The following is a 15764-nucleotide window of genomic DNA, read 5'->3' as shown; positions in this document are numbered from 1 at the left end:
ATGTCAGTGAGGTGTATAATAATCACCCACCCGCGACTTTGCTATCCATCACTGCCAAAATACCGCTTATTTTAATAATAGGAGCCGCTATGTCCCGTCGTAAGGCCGACGCCGAACGTACCCGAGAAATCATTCTGGACGCGGCAGAGACCACCTTTTTAGCCCAAGGCGTTTCGCGTACCACCTTGGCGCACATCGCCCAGGCAGCAGGCGTGACACGAGGGGCCATTTATTGGCACTTTGAAGACAAAGCTGCATTGTTCGATGCACTCTTGGAACGCGTGCGTGTCCCTCTGGATGAAATTGTCGATGAGGTGGTGGAACACCTAGGCTCAGCACCGGCAGACTGCTTACGCGACATTGCTCTACGCTCGCTGGCAGCCATTTCCCACGACCTGCCACTGCAGAGAGCAGCCACCATCGTATTGCACCGCTGCGAGAAACTGGAAGAGGAGCACCCGCGGATTTGCATGATCACTCGACTCTCTGAGCACGCAGAGGCGCGAGTAGAGCAATTGTTTGAACAGGCCCAAATCGCTGGCACTTTACGCGCTGACTTAACCCCAGCCAGCGCCCGGCGCCAATTTCATGGCTTTTTGATTGGCGTCTGTTTCGACTGGCTGCAGGATCCCCAGCAGCATTCTCTGGCGGATGAGAGCAGCGGTATCGTGGAAACGTTAATGCGTGGTTTATTTAACACTCAGACCGTATGAACCTGCGCTAAATCTTAATCTATATTTATCTAATGCACTTAATCTGCATTTATCTCGCAAGGGGCGATAAAATGCTCAGCCAATACGGTGCTCATCGGCACATTAAGCGTAATGTCTTTGCCAGGAATAGGTTGCTGAAACCATCGTTCGTAAAGCAGCGACATTTCGGGACTGGTATAAATATGCTCAAGAGCCTTATTCACCTCAGTTGCAAAGGCGTCGTCGCCCAATCGCATTAAAAAACCGAGTGGCTCTGTCGACGTAATGGCTTCTTCGGAAAGCGCGTACGCGTCGGGGTGTTGGGACTCAGCAATCATTGTGCTTAGTAATATATCATCCATTGCAAAAGCCGCTACGCGCCCATCAGCAACTAAATCAAACGCTTCCTGCAATGTACCTACGGGCACCACCGATAAATTCAGCTGGCGTTCTCGATTTACCTGATTGATCTGGCTGACATTGACGGTGCCACGCGCCACGCTCACGCTACGCCCGGCCAAGTCCTCCAAGGTGGTAAAGCCATTTTCCTTCAGGGCCACATAACGCACCGAGACAAAGAAATGGCTAAGCGCAAACTGCGCGCTCTGCCGCCGCTGTTGTGTATTAGTACTGGCATTACACTCAATATCGATATCGCCGCTATTGAGCAGTTGCACCCGGTTACTGGGCGTACGGTACACATAGGCTATTTCAAGAGAAGGCAGGTCTAATTGCACTTGCAGCTGTTTCGCTAAACGTTGGCAAATATCGATAGAGTAACCGACGACGTTACCCTGATTATCTAAATAAGAGAATGGCGCTGTATCACCATAGCCAACCCTTAACACGCCGGTTGCTTCTATGCGTTCAAGCGAATCGATAGGTGTCGTTGCATGTGCTGCCTCTCCACCAGACATCATTACCAGCAAACTACACCACCCAAGCAATAAACTTCGGCGCATAACACACCTCCTCTACTCTATGTACTGCTCAGGATTGGCGAAAATAGCGGCAAGCGCTGGCGCTAGCGGCAAGTTCAATACTCGGTTATCGGGAGGGAGCGGCTGCAAAAACCATTTTTCATAAAGAGTGTGAATAGTTTCACTCTGATAAATGTTACGCAGTTCCTTATTGACCAGCTCAACAAAAACAGGATCATCAGGCGGCATCATTAAGCCATAGGGCTCGGCACTACTCAGTGTTGCTTGAGAAATATGAAAAGCGGCAGGGTCAACGGCAGACGAAACCAAACCTGCTAACAAAACCTCATCCATCACAAACGCGGAAGCCTGTCCTGAAGCCACCATATCAAAGGCTTCTTCATGATTACGGCTTAGCATTACCGATATTGCTAGCCCCTCGGTGCGATTGAGTTCGTTGAGCTGGGCAATATTGATAGTGCCCGTTGTTGATACCACGCTGCGGCCCGCCAAATCCTGCAAACTGTCCATATGCTGCTCGGCGAGGGATACATAGCGCGTTGCGGTCAGAAAATGAGGGTATGAAAAAGCGGCCTGACGGCGACGTTCAGGGGTATTGGTGGTCACTCCACACTCGATATCCACTTCACCATTACGTACTAATATGAACCGATTTGCAGGCGTTACCGGCACATAATTTACCTTGAGATCACCTAAGCCCAATGTTTCCTCCAGACCTTCGATGACGTTTAGGCACAGGTCGATCGCATAGCCTGTTGGCTGGTCATTAACTAGGTAGGAGAAGGGGGCTTCGCTGGTACGATGGCCGATAGTAATCTCACCAGTAGACACAATACGCGACAACGTCGGCGAGGAGGCGATCTCCTCACCAGCAGCGGCACCTTGCCACACCGCACTGGTCATTAATAACGCTACTAGCCACTTCATAGGCTTACCTTTGTTCGATGATCCCGGAATCCATTGTCATCCCTGCGGCATAGAGCATATAGCGGTCGCGCCCTTTCGCCTTGGCCGCATAGAGCGCCAGATCTGCGTGACGTAGCAGATCGTGGCTATTGCGGCCATCAGCGGGTGCGGTTGCAATGCCAACACTCACTCCAATGTTAATTTCCTGGTTATTAAACTGATACGGTTCACGTAGAACAGACACAATTGCTTCTGCCAGTACTTTTGCCTCATTGGTGGCACTACGCACAACGCGTTGAATGATGGCAAACTCATCGCCACCAAGGCGCGCCACCAAATCATCGTCGGTCAGCAGCCCCTGCACCCGCTGACTAACTTCAACGAGCAAAGCATCACCCGCCGCGTGCCCCAGACTATCGTTAACTGCTTTAAAATGGTCAAGATCAAATAGCATGACATTAAATACGTCGCCTTGAAGCAGTGAGTGCACAGCGGTTTTTAAAGCATTATTTAATTGCACGCGGTTGGGCAATTTGGTCAGCTCATCATGATGAGCAAGATGCTGAAAGCGCAGCGCTTCGTCTTTAACTTCAAGTAAGTGTTCACGCTCAATGACTTTCTTACGAAGCGCATCTATGGCCTTTGCCATCCGGCCAATTTCATCGTTACGGTCGGTATAAGGCGTGCTGTCAGCAGTCTGGTTTTTAGCGATTTCGGTGAGCGACTTAATTAATACTGGCACGGGTGTAAATAACTGACGCATCAAAACAGTGACTAGCAGGGCTGTTGCGACCAATACCACCAGTAGCGCTACAAATGCTTTACTGATCAGATCATTACGCATCTGATACAGCCCACCTTTCTGGCCTATAGTGGCTACCAGCACGCCTAACAGTTGACCATCAGGAGTAACAATGGGCAGCGAACTAATGAAGTGCTCTTCATTGCCAATGCTGGCAAATCCAACATAAAAATCAACGGCATCCGCTTTTGTTTGCCATGTATCTACTGCCAAGTTGGCAGGTGAGTCTGATGGTGTGTTAAGCGCATCAGCCACTACGGTGAGAGAACCTTCTGATGACTTAGTGAACAGCCATACGTTGTTACGTGTTTGTGCACTTGCTAACGCTAATACATCAATCGGGCTAAACCCAGTTTCCAGAACCGACTCTTCATCGCCAATTGGGCGCTGGGAAATGATATGCGTGACTTGACCCGTGCCATCGGTCTTAACCGCCACGGACGTATAAATACGCCTAATAGTCGCGCTCACTATCTGGGCATTCACCTGCGCTTCACGCAACCACTGCTCCCGAGCCCCACGCTCAACCATAAAAAAACCTGACAGCGCCCCCGTTACATACGCAAACAGCACGCCCATCAGCATAAACATCACCACCTTACCCACCAGGGTATGATGCCAAGGAAGTTTAGCCGCAGGCAGTGAAGCACTCCTATGCTGGGGTTCTGGCATCTACTCCGATTCCTTCATGGCTATAGCTGCAGCGGGCGTATCTGGACGTAATCACAATGAGCGACCATTTCTTTAACAAACAAGCTTTTTTGACCACTATTTTATTCGGCAAACGTACACAAACAATTAGGTTTTATTTACTAAAGTATCATTAAAATGAGTGGGCATGTCTTAAAAAATGACAAGCGTAATCATTCTTATTGCCCTACCCTTTTGGCATATCTCTTGCTTTATAAGTAGCTAACAAGTTTGCTGATTTATATTAGGAGAGCGTGATGCACCATTCTGACTATCCACTCAGTGAAGTCCCTACCAGTGCCCGCAAGGGCCTGCTTTCTACCTCGGCAGTACTGCTTGGATTTACGTTTTTCACCGCCACCATGTGGGCGGGCGGCACGTTAGGCCAAGCCTTTCCGATTGGCCAACTGCTATGGATCATAGGGATTGGCAACTTGCTGCTGGGGATGTATGCGGCAGCCCTCGCCTATATTGCTTGTAAAAGCGGACTCAATTCGGTGCTGATGGGACGCTTCTGCTTCGGCGAAAAAGGCAGCAAACTCTCCGACTTTATTCTCGGTTTTACCCAGATCGGCTGGTACGCCTGGGGCACTGCCACGATTGCGCTAGTGTTAGTACGCACCACCGGGATGCCTGAATGGCTGGAAATCCCCTTAATGGTGCTATTTGGGTTTGGTTTCTGCGTGACTGCCATGATTGGCTATAGAGGTATGGACTGGCTGTCGCGCTTTGCTGTCCCGGCCATGATGCTATTTATATTGATCAGCCTGTTCACGGGGCTGGTGGATGTGCGCGGTTTTGCAGGGTTAAGCCAGCAAACACCCACGGAGAGTATGAGTGTGGCGGCTGCAATTACCGTGATTATCGGTACCTTTATTAGCGGCGGTACCCAAGCGACTAACTGGAGCCGCTTCGCCAAAACGCCGAAAATTGCCGTGATCGCGACCCTGGCGGCCTTTTTTGTCGGTAACGGCTTAATGGTGCTGACCGGCGCTCTTGGCACCATGATTTACCAGCAGGCGGATATCGTGGATGTATTGATCGCTCAGGGCTTTGTCACCATCGCCGTGCTGATGCTGTTCCTGAATATCTGGACAACCCAGGACAACACTATCTACAACTTCGCCGTGGCGGGCTGTAATTTGCTGCGCACCGAAAAGCGCCGCCTGGTCACTGTGGGTGGCGCGGCGATTGGCACCGTGCTGGCGGTGGGCGGTATGTATAACCTACTCATCCCATTTCTGGTGTTACTCGGCACCTTTATACCGCCCATGGGCGGGGTGATCATGGCGGACTTTTGGCTCAAGCATAAAGGCCGCTACCCCACATTGGATAAAGCACAACTACCCGACTTCAACCGCCGAGGGTTAGCTGCGTATGCGCTGGGCGCCGGGGCCGCTTACTTCTCCCCGTTACTGCCACCACTGGTAGGTGTTGTAGTGGCAGCAGGAAGCTACGCCGTGCTGCTTCGTTTAAACCACGCTACGCTGAGCGATACGCTTCCCTCTACTGCGAAGTAATAAAATAAGTGAGCCTTGTTATATGAGCATGCAGATTCTTAACGCCCGTTTGCGCCAGCGTCCTGAGCTTTACCGACTTGAGATTGAGAACGGCACGTTCACAGCGATTACCGAGCAAGACATGCCGCAAACAGCGAGCGAAGGGCAGATTGATGCGGGCGCCAAGCTCATTTGTGCGCCGTTTATTGAGCCCCATATCCATTTGGACGCCGCCCTTACGGCAGGTGAGCCAAGCTGGAACCAGAGCGGCACGCTGTTTGAAGGCATTGAGCGCTGGGGCGAGCGTAAGCCTATGCTCACCGAAGCGGATATTCGCGAGCGCGCGCTTAAAACCCTAAACCTGTTAATCGGCAACGGCGTTCAGTTTGTGCGCACCCACGCCGACACCAGCGACCCTAGCCTGATTGGGCTTAAAACCCTGTGCGCCTTGCGCGACGAGTTAAAAGATAAAATTGATATTCAGGTAGTCGCCTTCCCTCAAGATGGCCTGCTCTCTTACCCAGGCGGCGATCGGCTGATGGAGGAGGCACTAGAGATCGGCGCCGATGTGGTGGGCGGCATCCCCCACTTCGAATACACCCGTGAGCTGGGCGTGGCCTCCATGAAGCGAGTGATCGAATTGGCGATCAAGTACGACCGCCTGGTGGATGTGCACTGTGACGAGATTGACGACCCCAACTCGCGCTTTCTCGAAGTATTGGCCTGCGAGGCACTGTTTAATGACTTGGGCAGCCGCGTGACCGCTAGCCACGCCACAGCAATGCACTCCTACGACAACGCTTACTGCTCCAAGCTGTTTCTGCTGCTAAAACGCTCGGGTATTAACTTTGTCTCCTGCCCCACCGAAAGTATTCACCTGCAGGGGCGCTTTGACACTTACCCCAAGCGGCGTGGCGTGACACGTGTGAAGGAGCTCAACGCAGCGGGCATTAACGTCTGTTTTGCCGAGGACTCCATCTTCGATCCCTGGTACTCCTTGGGGAATGGCAAGCTGTTGCGAACGCTGGATTTTGGCCTGCATATCTGCCAAATGATGGGCTATCAGGACTTCAGCCAGGCGCTTTCACTAATTACCGATAACAGCGCCCGCACGCTCAATATTGAAGAGCGTTATGGTATCGAGGTCGGCAAACCCGCCAGCTTCAACCTGTTGGAGGGCGAGGATGACTACAGTGTGCTGCGCACTCAAGGCGAAGTGCTGCTTTCCGTACGTCACGGCGAGATCATCATGCAGCGCGAGCCTGCCAAAATCACCACGCCCCAGTGGCTTGGCTAATCTACCAAAGGCACGTTAGATTAGTCATTGAACCGTCTAATGTTACCGACGAATGTTAATGACCGAGGAAATCCAAGATGGGCATCGAAACCGTTCGCCAGTTTTTTGCCGAGCACGCGCCGGATGTAAACATCGAAGAGCTTGAAACCAGTACTGCCACGGTACAACTTGCCGCTGATGCCCATGGCGTAGCACCAGGTCAAATTGCCAAAACCCTAGCGTTCAAAGTCGGTGACAAACCGCTACTCATTGTGGCCAGTGGCGATGCGCGTATCGACAACCGCAAAATTCTCGATACCTTCGGCGGCAAGGCCAAAATGCTTGACGCCGAGACGGTGATGGAACTCACCAGCCACCCGGTTGGCGGCGTTTGTCCCTTTGGCCTCGCCACCGACCTGCCGGTTTACTGCGATGAATCGCTCCACGCCTATGACGAAGTGCTGCCCGCCGCTGGTTCGCCCACTAGCGCCGTACGCCTAAGCCCCAAGCGATTGGCCGAGCTGGTCAATGCCAAGTGGGTGGATGTGTGCAAGCTGCCGGAGAAGGTGGAGTAACCCACAAGCATCTCACTACTCAAGATGTCTTTAATACTGTACATATTGAAGTAGAGCGCTATACTTGTACCACTCACTGTACAGGATATAAAATATGCGTGTTATATCGTTTACCGAAGCGCGTAATGGTCTAAAAGGCGTACTGGACGGTGTGGTCAATGATGCCGATACCACGATTATCACCCGCCGCGACGCAGAAGATGCAGTGGTCATGTCACTTGACTACTATAACAGCCTTATGGAAACCGTTTACTTGATGCGCTCACCTGCTAACGCAGAGCACTTAAACAAGTCCATTGCTCAATACCGTGCAGGGCAAGCTCAACCAAGAGAGCTAATGGATGAGTAACCGCTTACTATGTTGGACTAACGAAGCTTGGAGCGACTACCTCTATTGGCAGGGGCAGGATAAAAAGACCTTAAAGCGCATCAATAAACTTATCTTAGATACGCAGCGTTCTCCCTTTGAGGGCATTGGAAAACCTGAGCCCCTAAGGGAAAACCTCTCTGGCTTCTGGTCACGACGCATCGACGACTCGCATCGTCTGATTTATGCCGTCGATGAATCCACTCTCACTATCATTGCCTGTCGCTACCATTACTAAGCTAACACCCACATGCCACAGGCTCTGCATTTATTAAACTTCCCTGTTGATCACCTGTTTCGATGAGGTGTTGATCACGACGCCAAAAATCCAACCCTCCGAGCAATTCTTTTACCTGCAGCCCTGCGCTCGCTAGTTTCCAGGCGCCTTTAGTTGAGCCGTTACAGCCAATACCGTCGCAGTAAGTGATGTAAACAAGGGTATTATCCAGCCCAGCTAAGCGTTCCGGCGTCATCTCCTTATGCGGCAAGCTTATTGCCCCTGGAATATGCCCGGCGCAGTAGTGTTCAAAGCTGCGGGTATCGATCACCACAATACCTGCAATACCATTGGCCAAGTCCTGCGCCACATCCCAGGCATCCGTGTGATAGCAGAGCTTATCGTACATCGCGGCGGCCATTGTGGCGGGTTTAGCAGGCGGAAACGCCAGCACCGCAGACTGATGCTCGTTAGTCATCGTTTGCCCCTTATTTGATATCCAACAAATAACCGTAAAACGCCGTATTACGCTGCCAGCCCAATGATTCATAAAGGTGTTGGGCGCGTTCGTTCTCTACCTGGGTCATTAATATCAAACGTACAACGCCGTGATCATGGGCAAGCTGGGTGGCGGCTTCCATTAATGCCCTTCCGGTGCCTTTATCACGGTAATTGGGCAGCACAAAGAGGTCATTTAGCGTCCAGCGGGCATTTAAGCCCACCGTGGAAACACCTGGGTAAAGTTGCACAAACCCCGTGAGCATGCCTTCGCTATTCTCGCTAACCAGAATGAATGAATCCCCTAGCCCCATGCGCTGATCTAAAAAATCACGCGCCGCCTGAATATCACTCGGTTGCTTATAAAACTGACGATAGCCATCAAGTAATGCGCTAAGAGGCTCTAAGTCATTGAGTACCGCCGAACGAACATTAACCATAACGACTGCTCCCTTTGAGTGGTGATTCAACACAGCTTGCCGTCATAGTGGTCTATGATAAAGAGCCACTTATCGCTAAATTGAGGGAACCAGTGAAAAGACGTGACGCTGCCAGCGACTGGATTGCGGAGGCGCTAGCGCTAAGGCTAACTGCGAATGAAGCAGCCACGCTTGTTCAGCAGCTTTACTGCTCGCTTAAGGAGTGGATTCAACATGGTGAGCTGACGGCTGGCGATGCGCTTCCCTCTTCCCGCTACTTGGCTCGCGCTTTGGGTATTAGCCGTAATACGGTGCTGGCAACCATGGATCGGCTACTGGCGGAAGGGTTACTGATTGCCCGCCAGGGAGCAGGGCTCTATGTGGCGAACCTCCCCGCGCTGTTAACCAGAGCCGAGCTTCCACCACCTTTGCCTGTCCGCTACTCAAGCCGGGGTAACAAGCTATTAACACTCAGCGGAACGTTGAGCCACGGCCATCGCGCCTTCGCTCCAGGCGTCCCGGCGCTCGACCTGTTTCCCCGCGAGCAGTGGCAGCGCCTTTTACGGCGTCACTATTATCACGCGGAAATGGCATGGATGGATTATCAAACCAGCGGTGGTCTACCTGTACTCAAAGCGGCTCTTTGTGACTATCTAAGACTCTCCCGCGCGGTGCGCTGCCAACCAGAACAGATTGTGATTACCCAAGGCGCCCAGCAGGCATTTGAACTGATTACCCAACTACTCACCGATCATGGGGATTCGGTTTGGATGGAGGAGCCGGGTTACGGCGGCGCCCAGGCCTGTTTTCTGGCGTCAGGATTAACGGTAACGCCCATCCCCGTCGATAAAGAAGGGTTAAACCCTTCACTTGCCCCTGAGAATGCGCCAGCACCTCGGCTAATTTACGCGACACCCTCCCACCAATATCCCAGCGGCGTGACCATGCCAGTGCCCAGGCGACTGGCATTACTTGAGCATGCTTCTCGCACCGGCAGTTGGATCATTGAAGACGATTACGACAGCGAATTTCGTTACGGCACGCCACCAACGCCCTCTCTACAGGGCCTTGCGGAACAGGCATCGGTTATTTATGTAGGTACCTTTAGTAAAGTGCTCTATCCCGGCTTACGCTTAGGCTATTTGGTGCTGCCTGATACACTTGCCCATGACTTCAGACGTGCCCATGCCCGACTGCACCGTGAAGGTAACTATCCCGTGCAATCGGCGCTTGCTGAATTCATTACCAGCGGGCATTTTACTCGCCACATCGCCCGTATGCGGACCGCTTATCGTCAGCGACAAGCGTGTTTACGCACGGCATTAACGCCTGCAGTGGCCGCTGGGCTTCGGCTTTCTGACGGCCATGCGGGTATGCATCTATTAGCTGAACTCGATACTATCGAGGAAGAAGAGATGCTCGTTAAGCGTGCCAGTGAAGCAGGCATTACGCTTTCTCCACTTTCCCGCTATTACCTTTCCAAAAATAAGCGCCCTGGGTTAGTGCTTGGCTATGCGGGCTCGACTGAAAGCGAACTAATGAACGCAGGTGAGTGGTTAAGTGAGGCATGGCGGCGCTTACACCATTAGTGAATGCATAGCGTGTGAAGTCCAGTATCAATCACGTCATCACAGGATAGGCTTCCGACATATTCTCTGGAAGCATTCTTGTAGTAGTGTATCTTTCTTTACAGGCTTATTTATAAATTCAATTTAAAGGGGACCCACGTTCCCAATGGGGTTAATGTGGTTCAATTTCTCTCTTCGCACACAGAATCCCGCACCTCGATATGGAAGGCATGGAGCGTGCACATATTTACCGCCAGCGGCGTGCTACTCGGCACCATGGCGCTGCTCGCTCTGGTCGACAATAATCCAGTCGCCTGCCTGCTCTGGTTAGGGGCCGCGATGATGATCGATGGAATCGATGGCACTCTGGCCCGCAAGTATGAAGTGAAGGCCATACTGCCCCATTTCGATGGTTCAACACTCGATATGGTGATTGATTACCTGACCTGGGCCTTTATCCCTGCCCTTTTCATCTACTACTTTATTGAGTTGCCGCCCAATTTTGCACTGCTCTCAGTATTCATTATTTTGCTTTCATCGATGTTCTGTTTCTGCAATGTTGATATGAAAAGCCAGGATAATTACTTCGTTGGCTTTCCTGCCGCCTGGAATATCGCCGCAGCCTATTTCTATATTCTCGATTTCCCGCCTTTTATCACCTTTGCCGCTATCACCTTTCTGGCCATCCTCACCGTGACTAATATGAAATTCCTCCACCCCTTTCGGGTGCGCCAGTTCATGCCGCTCAATATCACCGTCACACTCGTATGGTGCGCATGTATAACATCGTTAGTACTCTCAAGCCCCGAGCACGCCGCCTGGGCATTATGGGGGTGGGGGATTACATCGATTTATTTCATCGGCATATGCCTGTGGCGTACTGCCCAAGAGTGGTTCAATTAATAGGTGAGCAGTTGATGGACAACGATTTTATCGCCCCCGATGGGCATCCCCGCTGCAAGTGGTGTGGCGGCGCGGCAGAGTTTCTGCCCTATCACGATAATGAGTGGGGCTTCCCGGTAGACGATGATCAGCGGCTATTCGAGAAGCTCTGCTTAGAGAGCTTTCAATCGGGCTTAAGCTGGCGCACGATTCTTAATAAACGCGACAACTTTCGCGCCGCTTTTCACCGCTTCGACTTCCATCAAGTCGCCAGCTTTAATGAAGATGATGTGCAGCGTTTACTCCAAGATGCAGGCATTATTCGCCACCGCGGAAAAATCGAAGCGACCATCAACAACGCCCAACGTGCAAAGGAAATGGTTGAGCAAGAAGGCTCTTTGGCCGCTTTTTTCTGGCGCTATGAGCCGACCGAATTAGCGACACCACAGACTCAGACCACCTCGCCCGAATCCGTAGCAATGGCGAAAGAACTGAAAAAGCGCGGTTGGAAATTCTTCGGCCCCACCACCGCTTTTGCCTTTATGCAGGCAATGGGGCTGCTCAACGACCACTCGCTAAACTGCATTACACGCGAACGCGTAGAGCAGTCGCGGCAGCAGTTTCAGCGACCCGGCTAAAGCTATCTATTAGGAGCACCTCATGAAGCCGAAAATCAGTCTGATCACCCTTGGTGTACATGACCTGCAACGCGCCATCCGTTTTTATCGTGAAGGTCTGGGCCTGCCGGAGCATGAAACGGACAGCGAGGAAGTTGCCTTTTTCAAAATGGAGGGGGCCTGGCTATCACTTTTCCCACGTGAAGCGCTGTCCAGAGATATCGGCATTGCTGATGATGCACCGAGCGGTTTCAGCGGTATAACGTTGGCTCATAATGTCGCCAGCCAAGCGGCCGTTGACCAAGTGCTTGAACAAGCGGTTGCCGCCGGCGCAGAGCTTATAAAGCCTGGGGAAGAGGTATTCTGGGGTGGTTATTCCGGTTACTTTCGCGACCCAGAAGGTCATTACTGGGAAGTCGCCTACAATCCGTTTATGGATCTGACATAAAGCAGCTTTCATTGCCCAAGAGTGGACAAGTCCAGAAGCACTTTCTGGCCACTCGGGCAAAGCGCCCTCTCGACAGCTTGCCGCCAGTCCTGACCTGGAAACACTTGATAATCAGGCATCGCTGACTGGTCTAAAAGCCCCCAGATAGCCAAGAATTTTTGCTGCCAAGCTTCCGCGGACATCCTGGACAAAGGGTCGCGCAAATGAAACTTCCTATAGAGAGCCCTGGGTTTCGAATCCACTTGAATCGCCTGTCCCGTCAATAACCCGTAGGCGATAAATGTCGTTTTCGGTGCCATGAGTTGCAATATATTTGCCGCAACTGGCCCCCCTAAAGCGTCGAACACCACGTCAGACTTACGGGCCACACGCGAGGTCAGGGACATATCCTGAATCGATACCGGTTTAATACCGAGCTTTTCCAGCCGGGCAACTCTACTCTCGGAGCGGTATATGCCGATAACCTCCCTGGCGCCGTGCTGATATGCCCACGCCCCAAGATAGTCAGCGCAATTGGAACCCGCTCCACTGAGAAGAACACGTTTTCCCTCGACAGGCCAAGTCTCAAGCATGGTCAGGGCAGCCAAGGGATTAATGTAGGCCCGTGCGGCAACGGCGTCAGAAATGGTATCGGGGACAGGTACTGCGAGTGCAGCATCACAATCTAGAATCGTCTGCCAAGTGCCCTCGCTTCGTAATGGAAGAACTCGCTTTCCGATCAGAGAGGCATACTGTCTAGGTGCGTCAATAACGCGCCCCACCCCTTCGTAGCCGGCGACCGCGGGAAGCGTTATACGGTGCGAGTAAGCACCGCTGATGGGAATCAGATCAGACGGGTTCACTGGAGCACATAACATCTTCACCCTGAGCATGCCCTGACCCAGGCGTGGAACTTCCGCGGTTTCCATGTTCAATGTTTCAAGTGGCCTTCCGAACGCGCGATAGGTGAGAGCATGACGACGCATGGGTACCTCGAATCTAGGGAGTCAATTCCGCTTACCTGCATATAAATAAGGCTGAATGATTAAGGTGTCGCCTGGTCGCCGAGTCAATTGAAGGTGATGGGGCTGCGCAATGATCACTCGCTCACTTGTATCACGCGCGAACGCGCTGAGCGGGCGCGGCAGGCATTTCAACGGCCTATTAAATAAAGGCGTCGTTACATCATTTTCTTACAAAGACAGTATATAAACTTTTGTTCACTGCCATCAGGCGTTTGGTGTGACTCTCTTTCGTGACCGATAAGCTCGAACGGCTCGCCAAACTCTGAGTGCAACTCGCCAGCGCTGTAGCGCACCACGGGGAGCCCACTGCATTGAGTTGGGCCATCTTCGGCAAAGGTAGCCACCATCACAAGCCCACCCGGTTTAACAGCCCCCATCACTTGTTGTACATAACGATGACGCTCTTCTGCACTCGTGAGGAAATGGAAAACGGCGCGATCATGCCAAACATCATAGCCATGCTCAGTAAACTCAGCCTCCAGCACATTTTCTTCACGCCATATGACGTGTGATGCACGCTTGCCAAGCCGTTCTTTGGCTGTGGCCAGCGCGGATGACGATAAATCCAGCACGGTTATCTTTTCATAATCAAGCGCTAACAGGTCATCCACCAGCGTTGAGGCACCACCGCCCACGTCAATTATTGATGCTGATGCGGGAAGGGTAGCATTGCGAATAAGCTTTACGGAAAGTGCCGCATGTTCCTGAAACCAGCTGACCTCTGTGGGTGCTTTCTTGGTGTAGACCTTCTCCCAGTGTTCTTTGGATTGCATGATGGCTCTCCCATAGCATTAAACAGCTAAAATGTTGCTCCATCACTCTACCTCCACCGCATGCGCCTGCGCTTCTTCCACCATTTCAGTGGCAATTGCTCCCACGGTGCGCACGGCGTCTTCGATGGTGGGTGTTAGCGTAAACGCATAGTTCAAGCGTAGGCACTGGCGAAATTTACCCGAGGCGGAAAACAGCGATCCCGGCGCTACGTGGATAGCATGCTGCGCCAAGCGCTGGTTAAGGCGTACGCAGTCCACGGCGGCGGGTAGCTCTACCCATAGCAAAAAACTGCCCTCGGGGTAGCTAATGCCCGCGCCCTTGGGGAAGTAGCGCTGAACCCAACTGATCATGATATCGCGCTGGCGCTGATATTGGCGGGTGGCGTAACGGATGTGGCGCTCGTAGTGCCCTTTGGCGACGAATTCCGCCACTGCCAACTGCGGCAGCGTGGCTGAAGCACCGGTGGAGACATACTTCATATGCAGTGCCTGATCACGGTAGCGCCCTGGCGCCAGCCAACCCACTCTTAACCCCGGCCCCACGGTTTTGGAAAAGCCGCTGCACAGCATCACGCGCCCGTCGTCATCGAAGGATTTCACGGTGCGCGGTCTTGGCAGACTAAATGACAAGTCGCCGTAGATATCGTCTTCGATAATGGCTACATCGAAGCGTTGAGCAAGCTGAAACAGCGCCCGCTTGCGTGCTTCAGGCATGGTGTAACCCAGCGGGTTGTTGTAAGTGGGCGTGACCTGTATCGCGCGGATTGGCCACTGCTCTAACGCTAGCTCCAGGGCTTCCAGACTGATGCCGGTTTGTGGGTCGGTGGGTATCTCCAGCGCTTTTAAGCCGTTGGCCTTAAGAATCTGCATGGTGCCGTAAAAGCTGGGTGAGTCCACGGCCACCACATCGCCGGGCTGGGTAAGGGTGCGTAGCGCGATGGCCAGCGCCTCCTGACAGCCGGTGGTCACCATGATGTCGTCTGGGTGTAGCAAGCAACCGGAGGCAATAGCCAGCCGCGCTACCTGTTGGCGAAGCTCAGGGCTACCGTTCAACTTGTCGTAGTTGAACCCATGCAGGTCATTACTACGATGAAGGCCAGCGAGTATCTTCGACAGCGGCCGCAGCGTCTCATAATCAAAATTCGGTATGCCGCGCCCCAGAAGTAGCCGCACGTCATCACGCTGGGTGGCGACAAGCTCCAGCACTTGATCCCATTGGGAAATATCCAGCGGGCGCTGTGCGGGTCGTGAGACCGACGGCAGCACCGATGGCACGCGGCTAGGCAGCACGAAATAGCCCGATTTTGGTCGAGACTCGATCAATGCAACGTCCATTAGTTGACGGTAGGCCTCCTGAGCCGTCGAAATGCTAACGTCCAGCTCCTGGCACACCGCGCGAATAGACGGCAGCCGATCGCCTACACGGTAAATACCGTGCTCGATACGCTCCCGCAAAATGCCAGCGACCTCTTCATAGCGTGTCATGACACTCATCCCCCTATACAGCCTGATAACGATACAGATGCCCTGACCAGCGACCATACAGAGGTATAACACGCCTATCTGTATCCTAAAAACAGTAAACTCTAT

General features: G+C 52.6%; 18 protein-coding genes. 10 read left to right on the top strand and 8 right to left on the bottom strand.

The genetic code is table 11. The features are described 5' to 3' along the window. Nucleotides 1-89: 89 nt before the first annotated feature. The gene (locus K7H09_RS02395; protein WP_022521765.1) at nt 90-713 is read left to right on the top strand and encodes a TetR family transcriptional regulator; all 624 of its coding nucleotides are present in this window, start codon (nt 90-92) and stop codon (nt 711-713) included. Nucleotides 714-751: 38 nt separating this feature from the next. Here K7H09_RS02395 and K7H09_RS02390 read toward each other — a convergent pair whose 3' ends face one another. The 3 genes from K7H09_RS02390 to K7H09_RS02380 are packed head-to-tail and all read right to left on the bottom strand — an operon-like array spanning nt 752 to nt 3926. Further along, nucleotides 752-1654, bottom strand: coding sequence for an amino acid ABC transporter substrate-binding protein (locus tag K7H09_RS02390; protein ID WP_230803440.1), 903 nt, complete (start codon nt 1652-1654; stop codon nt 752-754). Between the two features lie 12 nt (nt 1655-1666). Continuing rightward, a complete protein-coding gene (locus tag K7H09_RS02385; protein WP_022521763.1) occupies nt 1667-2560 on the bottom strand; it encodes an amino acid ABC transporter substrate-binding protein in 894 nt (297 codons plus the stop codon). A 4-nt stretch (nt 2561-2564) separates the two neighbouring features. Beyond that, on the bottom strand, nt 2565-3926 hold the full coding sequence (locus K7H09_RS02380) for a diguanylate cyclase domain-containing protein (RefSeq protein WP_230803438.1): 1362 nt from the start codon (nt 3924-3926) through the stop codon (nt 2565-2567). Between the two features lie 362 nt (nt 3927-4288). Between K7H09_RS02380 and codB the strand changes: the two genes are divergently transcribed. From codB to K7H09_RS02355, 5 genes are all read left to right on the top strand, one after another. Next, nucleotides 4289-5551 (top strand): cytosine permease, encoded by a 1263-nt coding sequence (gene codB / locus K7H09_RS02375; protein ID WP_230803434.1) that lies wholly within the window; start codon nt 4289-4291, stop codon nt 5549-5551. 22 nt (nt 5552-5573) lie between these two features. Beyond that, complete coding sequence (gene codA / locus K7H09_RS02370) at nt 5574-6827, top strand: cytosine deaminase (protein WP_230803432.1); 1254 nt, start codon at nt 5574-5576, stop codon at nt 6825-6827. Nucleotides 6828-6904: 77 nt separating this feature from the next. Continuing rightward, on the top strand, nt 6905-7381 hold the full coding sequence (locus K7H09_RS02365) for a YbaK/EbsC family protein (RefSeq protein WP_190374554.1): 477 nt from the start codon (nt 6905-6907) through the stop codon (nt 7379-7381). 94 nt (nt 7382-7475) lie between these two features. After that, nucleotides 7476-7730 (top strand): type II toxin-antitoxin system Phd/YefM family antitoxin, encoded by a 255-nt coding sequence (locus tag K7H09_RS02360; RefSeq protein WP_022521757.1) that lies wholly within the window; start codon nt 7476-7478, stop codon nt 7728-7730. Beyond that, a complete protein-coding gene (locus tag K7H09_RS02355; RefSeq protein ID WP_022521756.1) occupies nt 7723-7986 on the top strand; it encodes a Txe/YoeB family addiction module toxin in 264 nt (87 codons plus the stop codon). Before K7H09_RS02360 ends, K7H09_RS02355 begins: the two co-directional genes overlap by 8 nt. Before the next feature lies 1 nt (nt 7987). Here K7H09_RS02355 and K7H09_RS02350 read toward each other — a convergent pair whose 3' ends face one another. Together K7H09_RS02350 and K7H09_RS02345 are read right to left on the bottom strand one after the other, a co-directional pair. Next, complete coding sequence (locus K7H09_RS02350) at nt 7988-8443, bottom strand: rhodanese-like domain-containing protein (protein ID WP_230803430.1); 456 nt, start codon at nt 8441-8443, stop codon at nt 7988-7990. Nucleotides 8444-8453: 10 nt separating this feature from the next. Beyond that, a complete protein-coding gene (locus tag K7H09_RS02345) occupies nt 8454-8903 on the bottom strand; it encodes a GNAT family N-acetyltransferase (RefSeq protein WP_190374552.1) in 450 nt (149 codons plus the stop codon). A gap of 92 nt (nt 8904-8995) precedes the next feature. Between K7H09_RS02345 and pdxR the strand changes: the two genes are divergently transcribed. The 4 genes from pdxR to K7H09_RS02325 all read left to right on the top strand — a co-directional run bounded on the left by pdxR (nt 8996) and on the right by K7H09_RS02325 (nt 12397). After that, nucleotides 8996-10471: a MocR-like pyridoxine biosynthesis transcription factor PdxR gene (gene pdxR, locus K7H09_RS02340; protein ID WP_230803428.1), complete on the top strand. Its 1476-nt coding sequence runs from the start codon at nt 8996-8998 to the stop codon at nt 10469-10471. Nucleotides 10472-10669: 198 nt separating this feature from the next. Then, a complete protein-coding gene (gene pcsA / locus K7H09_RS02335; protein ID WP_342211988.1) occupies nt 10670-11353 on the top strand; it encodes a phosphatidylcholine synthase in 684 nt (227 codons plus the stop codon). Nucleotides 11354-11367: 14 nt separating this feature from the next. Continuing rightward, a complete protein-coding gene (locus K7H09_RS02330; protein ID WP_022521751.1) occupies nt 11368-11970 on the top strand; it encodes a DNA-3-methyladenine glycosylase I in 603 nt (200 codons plus the stop codon). Between the two features lie 22 nt (nt 11971-11992). Continuing rightward, the gene (locus tag K7H09_RS02325) at nt 11993-12397 is read left to right on the top strand and encodes a VOC family protein (RefSeq protein ID WP_022521750.1); all 405 of its coding nucleotides are present in this window, start codon (nt 11993-11995) and stop codon (nt 12395-12397) included. An 8-nt stretch (nt 12398-12405) separates the two neighbouring features. Here the strand turns inward: K7H09_RS02325 and K7H09_RS02320 are convergent, their stop codons facing one another. From K7H09_RS02320 to K7H09_RS02310, 3 genes are all read right to left on the bottom strand, one after another. After that, nucleotides 12406-13362 carry a zinc-dependent alcohol dehydrogenase family protein gene (locus K7H09_RS02320; RefSeq protein WP_230803426.1) on the bottom strand — a complete coding sequence of 319 codons (957 nt, stop codon included), beginning with the start codon at nt 13360-13362 and terminating at the stop codon, nt 12406-12408. A 194-nt stretch (nt 13363-13556) separates the two neighbouring features. Continuing rightward, entirely contained in the window at nt 13557-14174 is a 618-nt protein-coding gene (locus K7H09_RS02315; RefSeq protein WP_230803424.1) for a class I SAM-dependent methyltransferase, read from the bottom strand. A 42-nt stretch (nt 14175-14216) separates the two neighbouring features. Continuing rightward, the gene (locus K7H09_RS02310) at nt 14217-15659 is read right to left on the bottom strand and encodes an aminotransferase-like domain-containing protein (RefSeq protein WP_230803423.1); all 1443 of its coding nucleotides are present in this window, start codon (nt 15657-15659) and stop codon (nt 14217-14219) included. Nucleotides 15660-15764 lie beyond the last annotated feature (105 nt).

It is taken from the genome of Halomonas sp. IOP_14 (assembly GCF_021021315.1).
GTDB classification, from domain to species: Bacteria; Pseudomonadota; Gammaproteobacteria; order Pseudomonadales; family Halomonadaceae; genus Vreelandella; species Vreelandella titanicae.
Note: the sequence above shows the minus strand (reverse complement) of the source record. Positions and strands in the feature narration are given on the sequence as shown.

Excerpts from the sequence above, each read along its gene's own strand:
- codB (WP_230803434.1), top strand. The coding sequence starts at position 4,289 with ATGCACCATTCTGACTATCCACTCAGTGAAGTCCCTACCAGTGCCCGC.
- codA (WP_230803432.1), top strand. The coding sequence starts at position 5,574 with ATGAGCATGCAGATTCTTAACGCCCGTTTGCGCCAGCGTCCTGAGCTT.
- K7H09_RS02355 (WP_022521756.1), top strand. The coding sequence starts at position 7,723 with ATGAGTAACCGCTTACTATGTTGGACTAACGAAGCTTGGAGCGACTAC.
- K7H09_RS02390 (WP_230803440.1), bottom strand. The coding sequence starts at position 1,654 with ATGCGCCGAAGTTTATTGCTTGGGTGGTGTAGTTTGCTGGTAATGATG.
- K7H09_RS02385 (WP_022521763.1), bottom strand. The coding sequence starts at position 2,560 with ATGAAGTGGCTAGTAGCGTTATTAATGACCAGTGCGGTGTGGCAAGGT.
- K7H09_RS02330 (WP_022521751.1), top strand. The coding sequence starts at position 11,368 with ATGGACAACGATTTTATCGCCCCCGATGGGCATCCCCGCTGCAAGTGG.
- K7H09_RS02360 (WP_022521757.1), top strand. The coding sequence starts at position 7,476 with ATGCGTGTTATATCGTTTACCGAAGCGCGTAATGGTCTAAAAGGCGTA.
- K7H09_RS02380 (WP_230803438.1), bottom strand. The coding sequence starts at position 3,926 with ATGCTGATGGGCGTGCTGTTTGCGTATGTAACGGGGGCGCTGTCAGGT.
- K7H09_RS02310 (WP_230803423.1), bottom strand. The coding sequence starts at position 15,659 with ATGACACGCTATGAAGAGGTCGCTGGCATTTTGCGGGAGCGTATCGAG.
- K7H09_RS02320 (WP_230803426.1), bottom strand. The coding sequence starts at position 13,362 with ATGCGTCGTCATGCTCTCACCTATCGCGCGTTCGGAAGGCCACTTGAA.
- K7H09_RS02365 (WP_190374554.1), top strand. The coding sequence starts at position 6,905 with ATGGGCATCGAAACCGTTCGCCAGTTTTTTGCCGAGCACGCGCCGGAT.
- K7H09_RS02350 (WP_230803430.1), bottom strand. The coding sequence starts at position 8,443 with ATGACTAACGAGCATCAGTCTGCGGTGCTGGCGTTTCCGCCTGCTAAA.
- K7H09_RS02395 (WP_022521765.1), top strand. The coding sequence starts at position 90 with ATGTCCCGTCGTAAGGCCGACGCCGAACGTACCCGAGAAATCATTCTG.
- K7H09_RS02345 (WP_190374552.1), bottom strand. The coding sequence starts at position 8,903 with ATGGTTAATGTTCGTTCGGCGGTACTCAATGACTTAGAGCCTCTTAGC.
- K7H09_RS02325 (WP_022521750.1), top strand. The coding sequence starts at position 11,993 with ATGAAGCCGAAAATCAGTCTGATCACCCTTGGTGTACATGACCTGCAA.
- K7H09_RS02315 (WP_230803424.1), bottom strand. The coding sequence starts at position 14,174 with ATGCAATCCAAAGAACACTGGGAGAAGGTCTACACCAAGAAAGCACCC.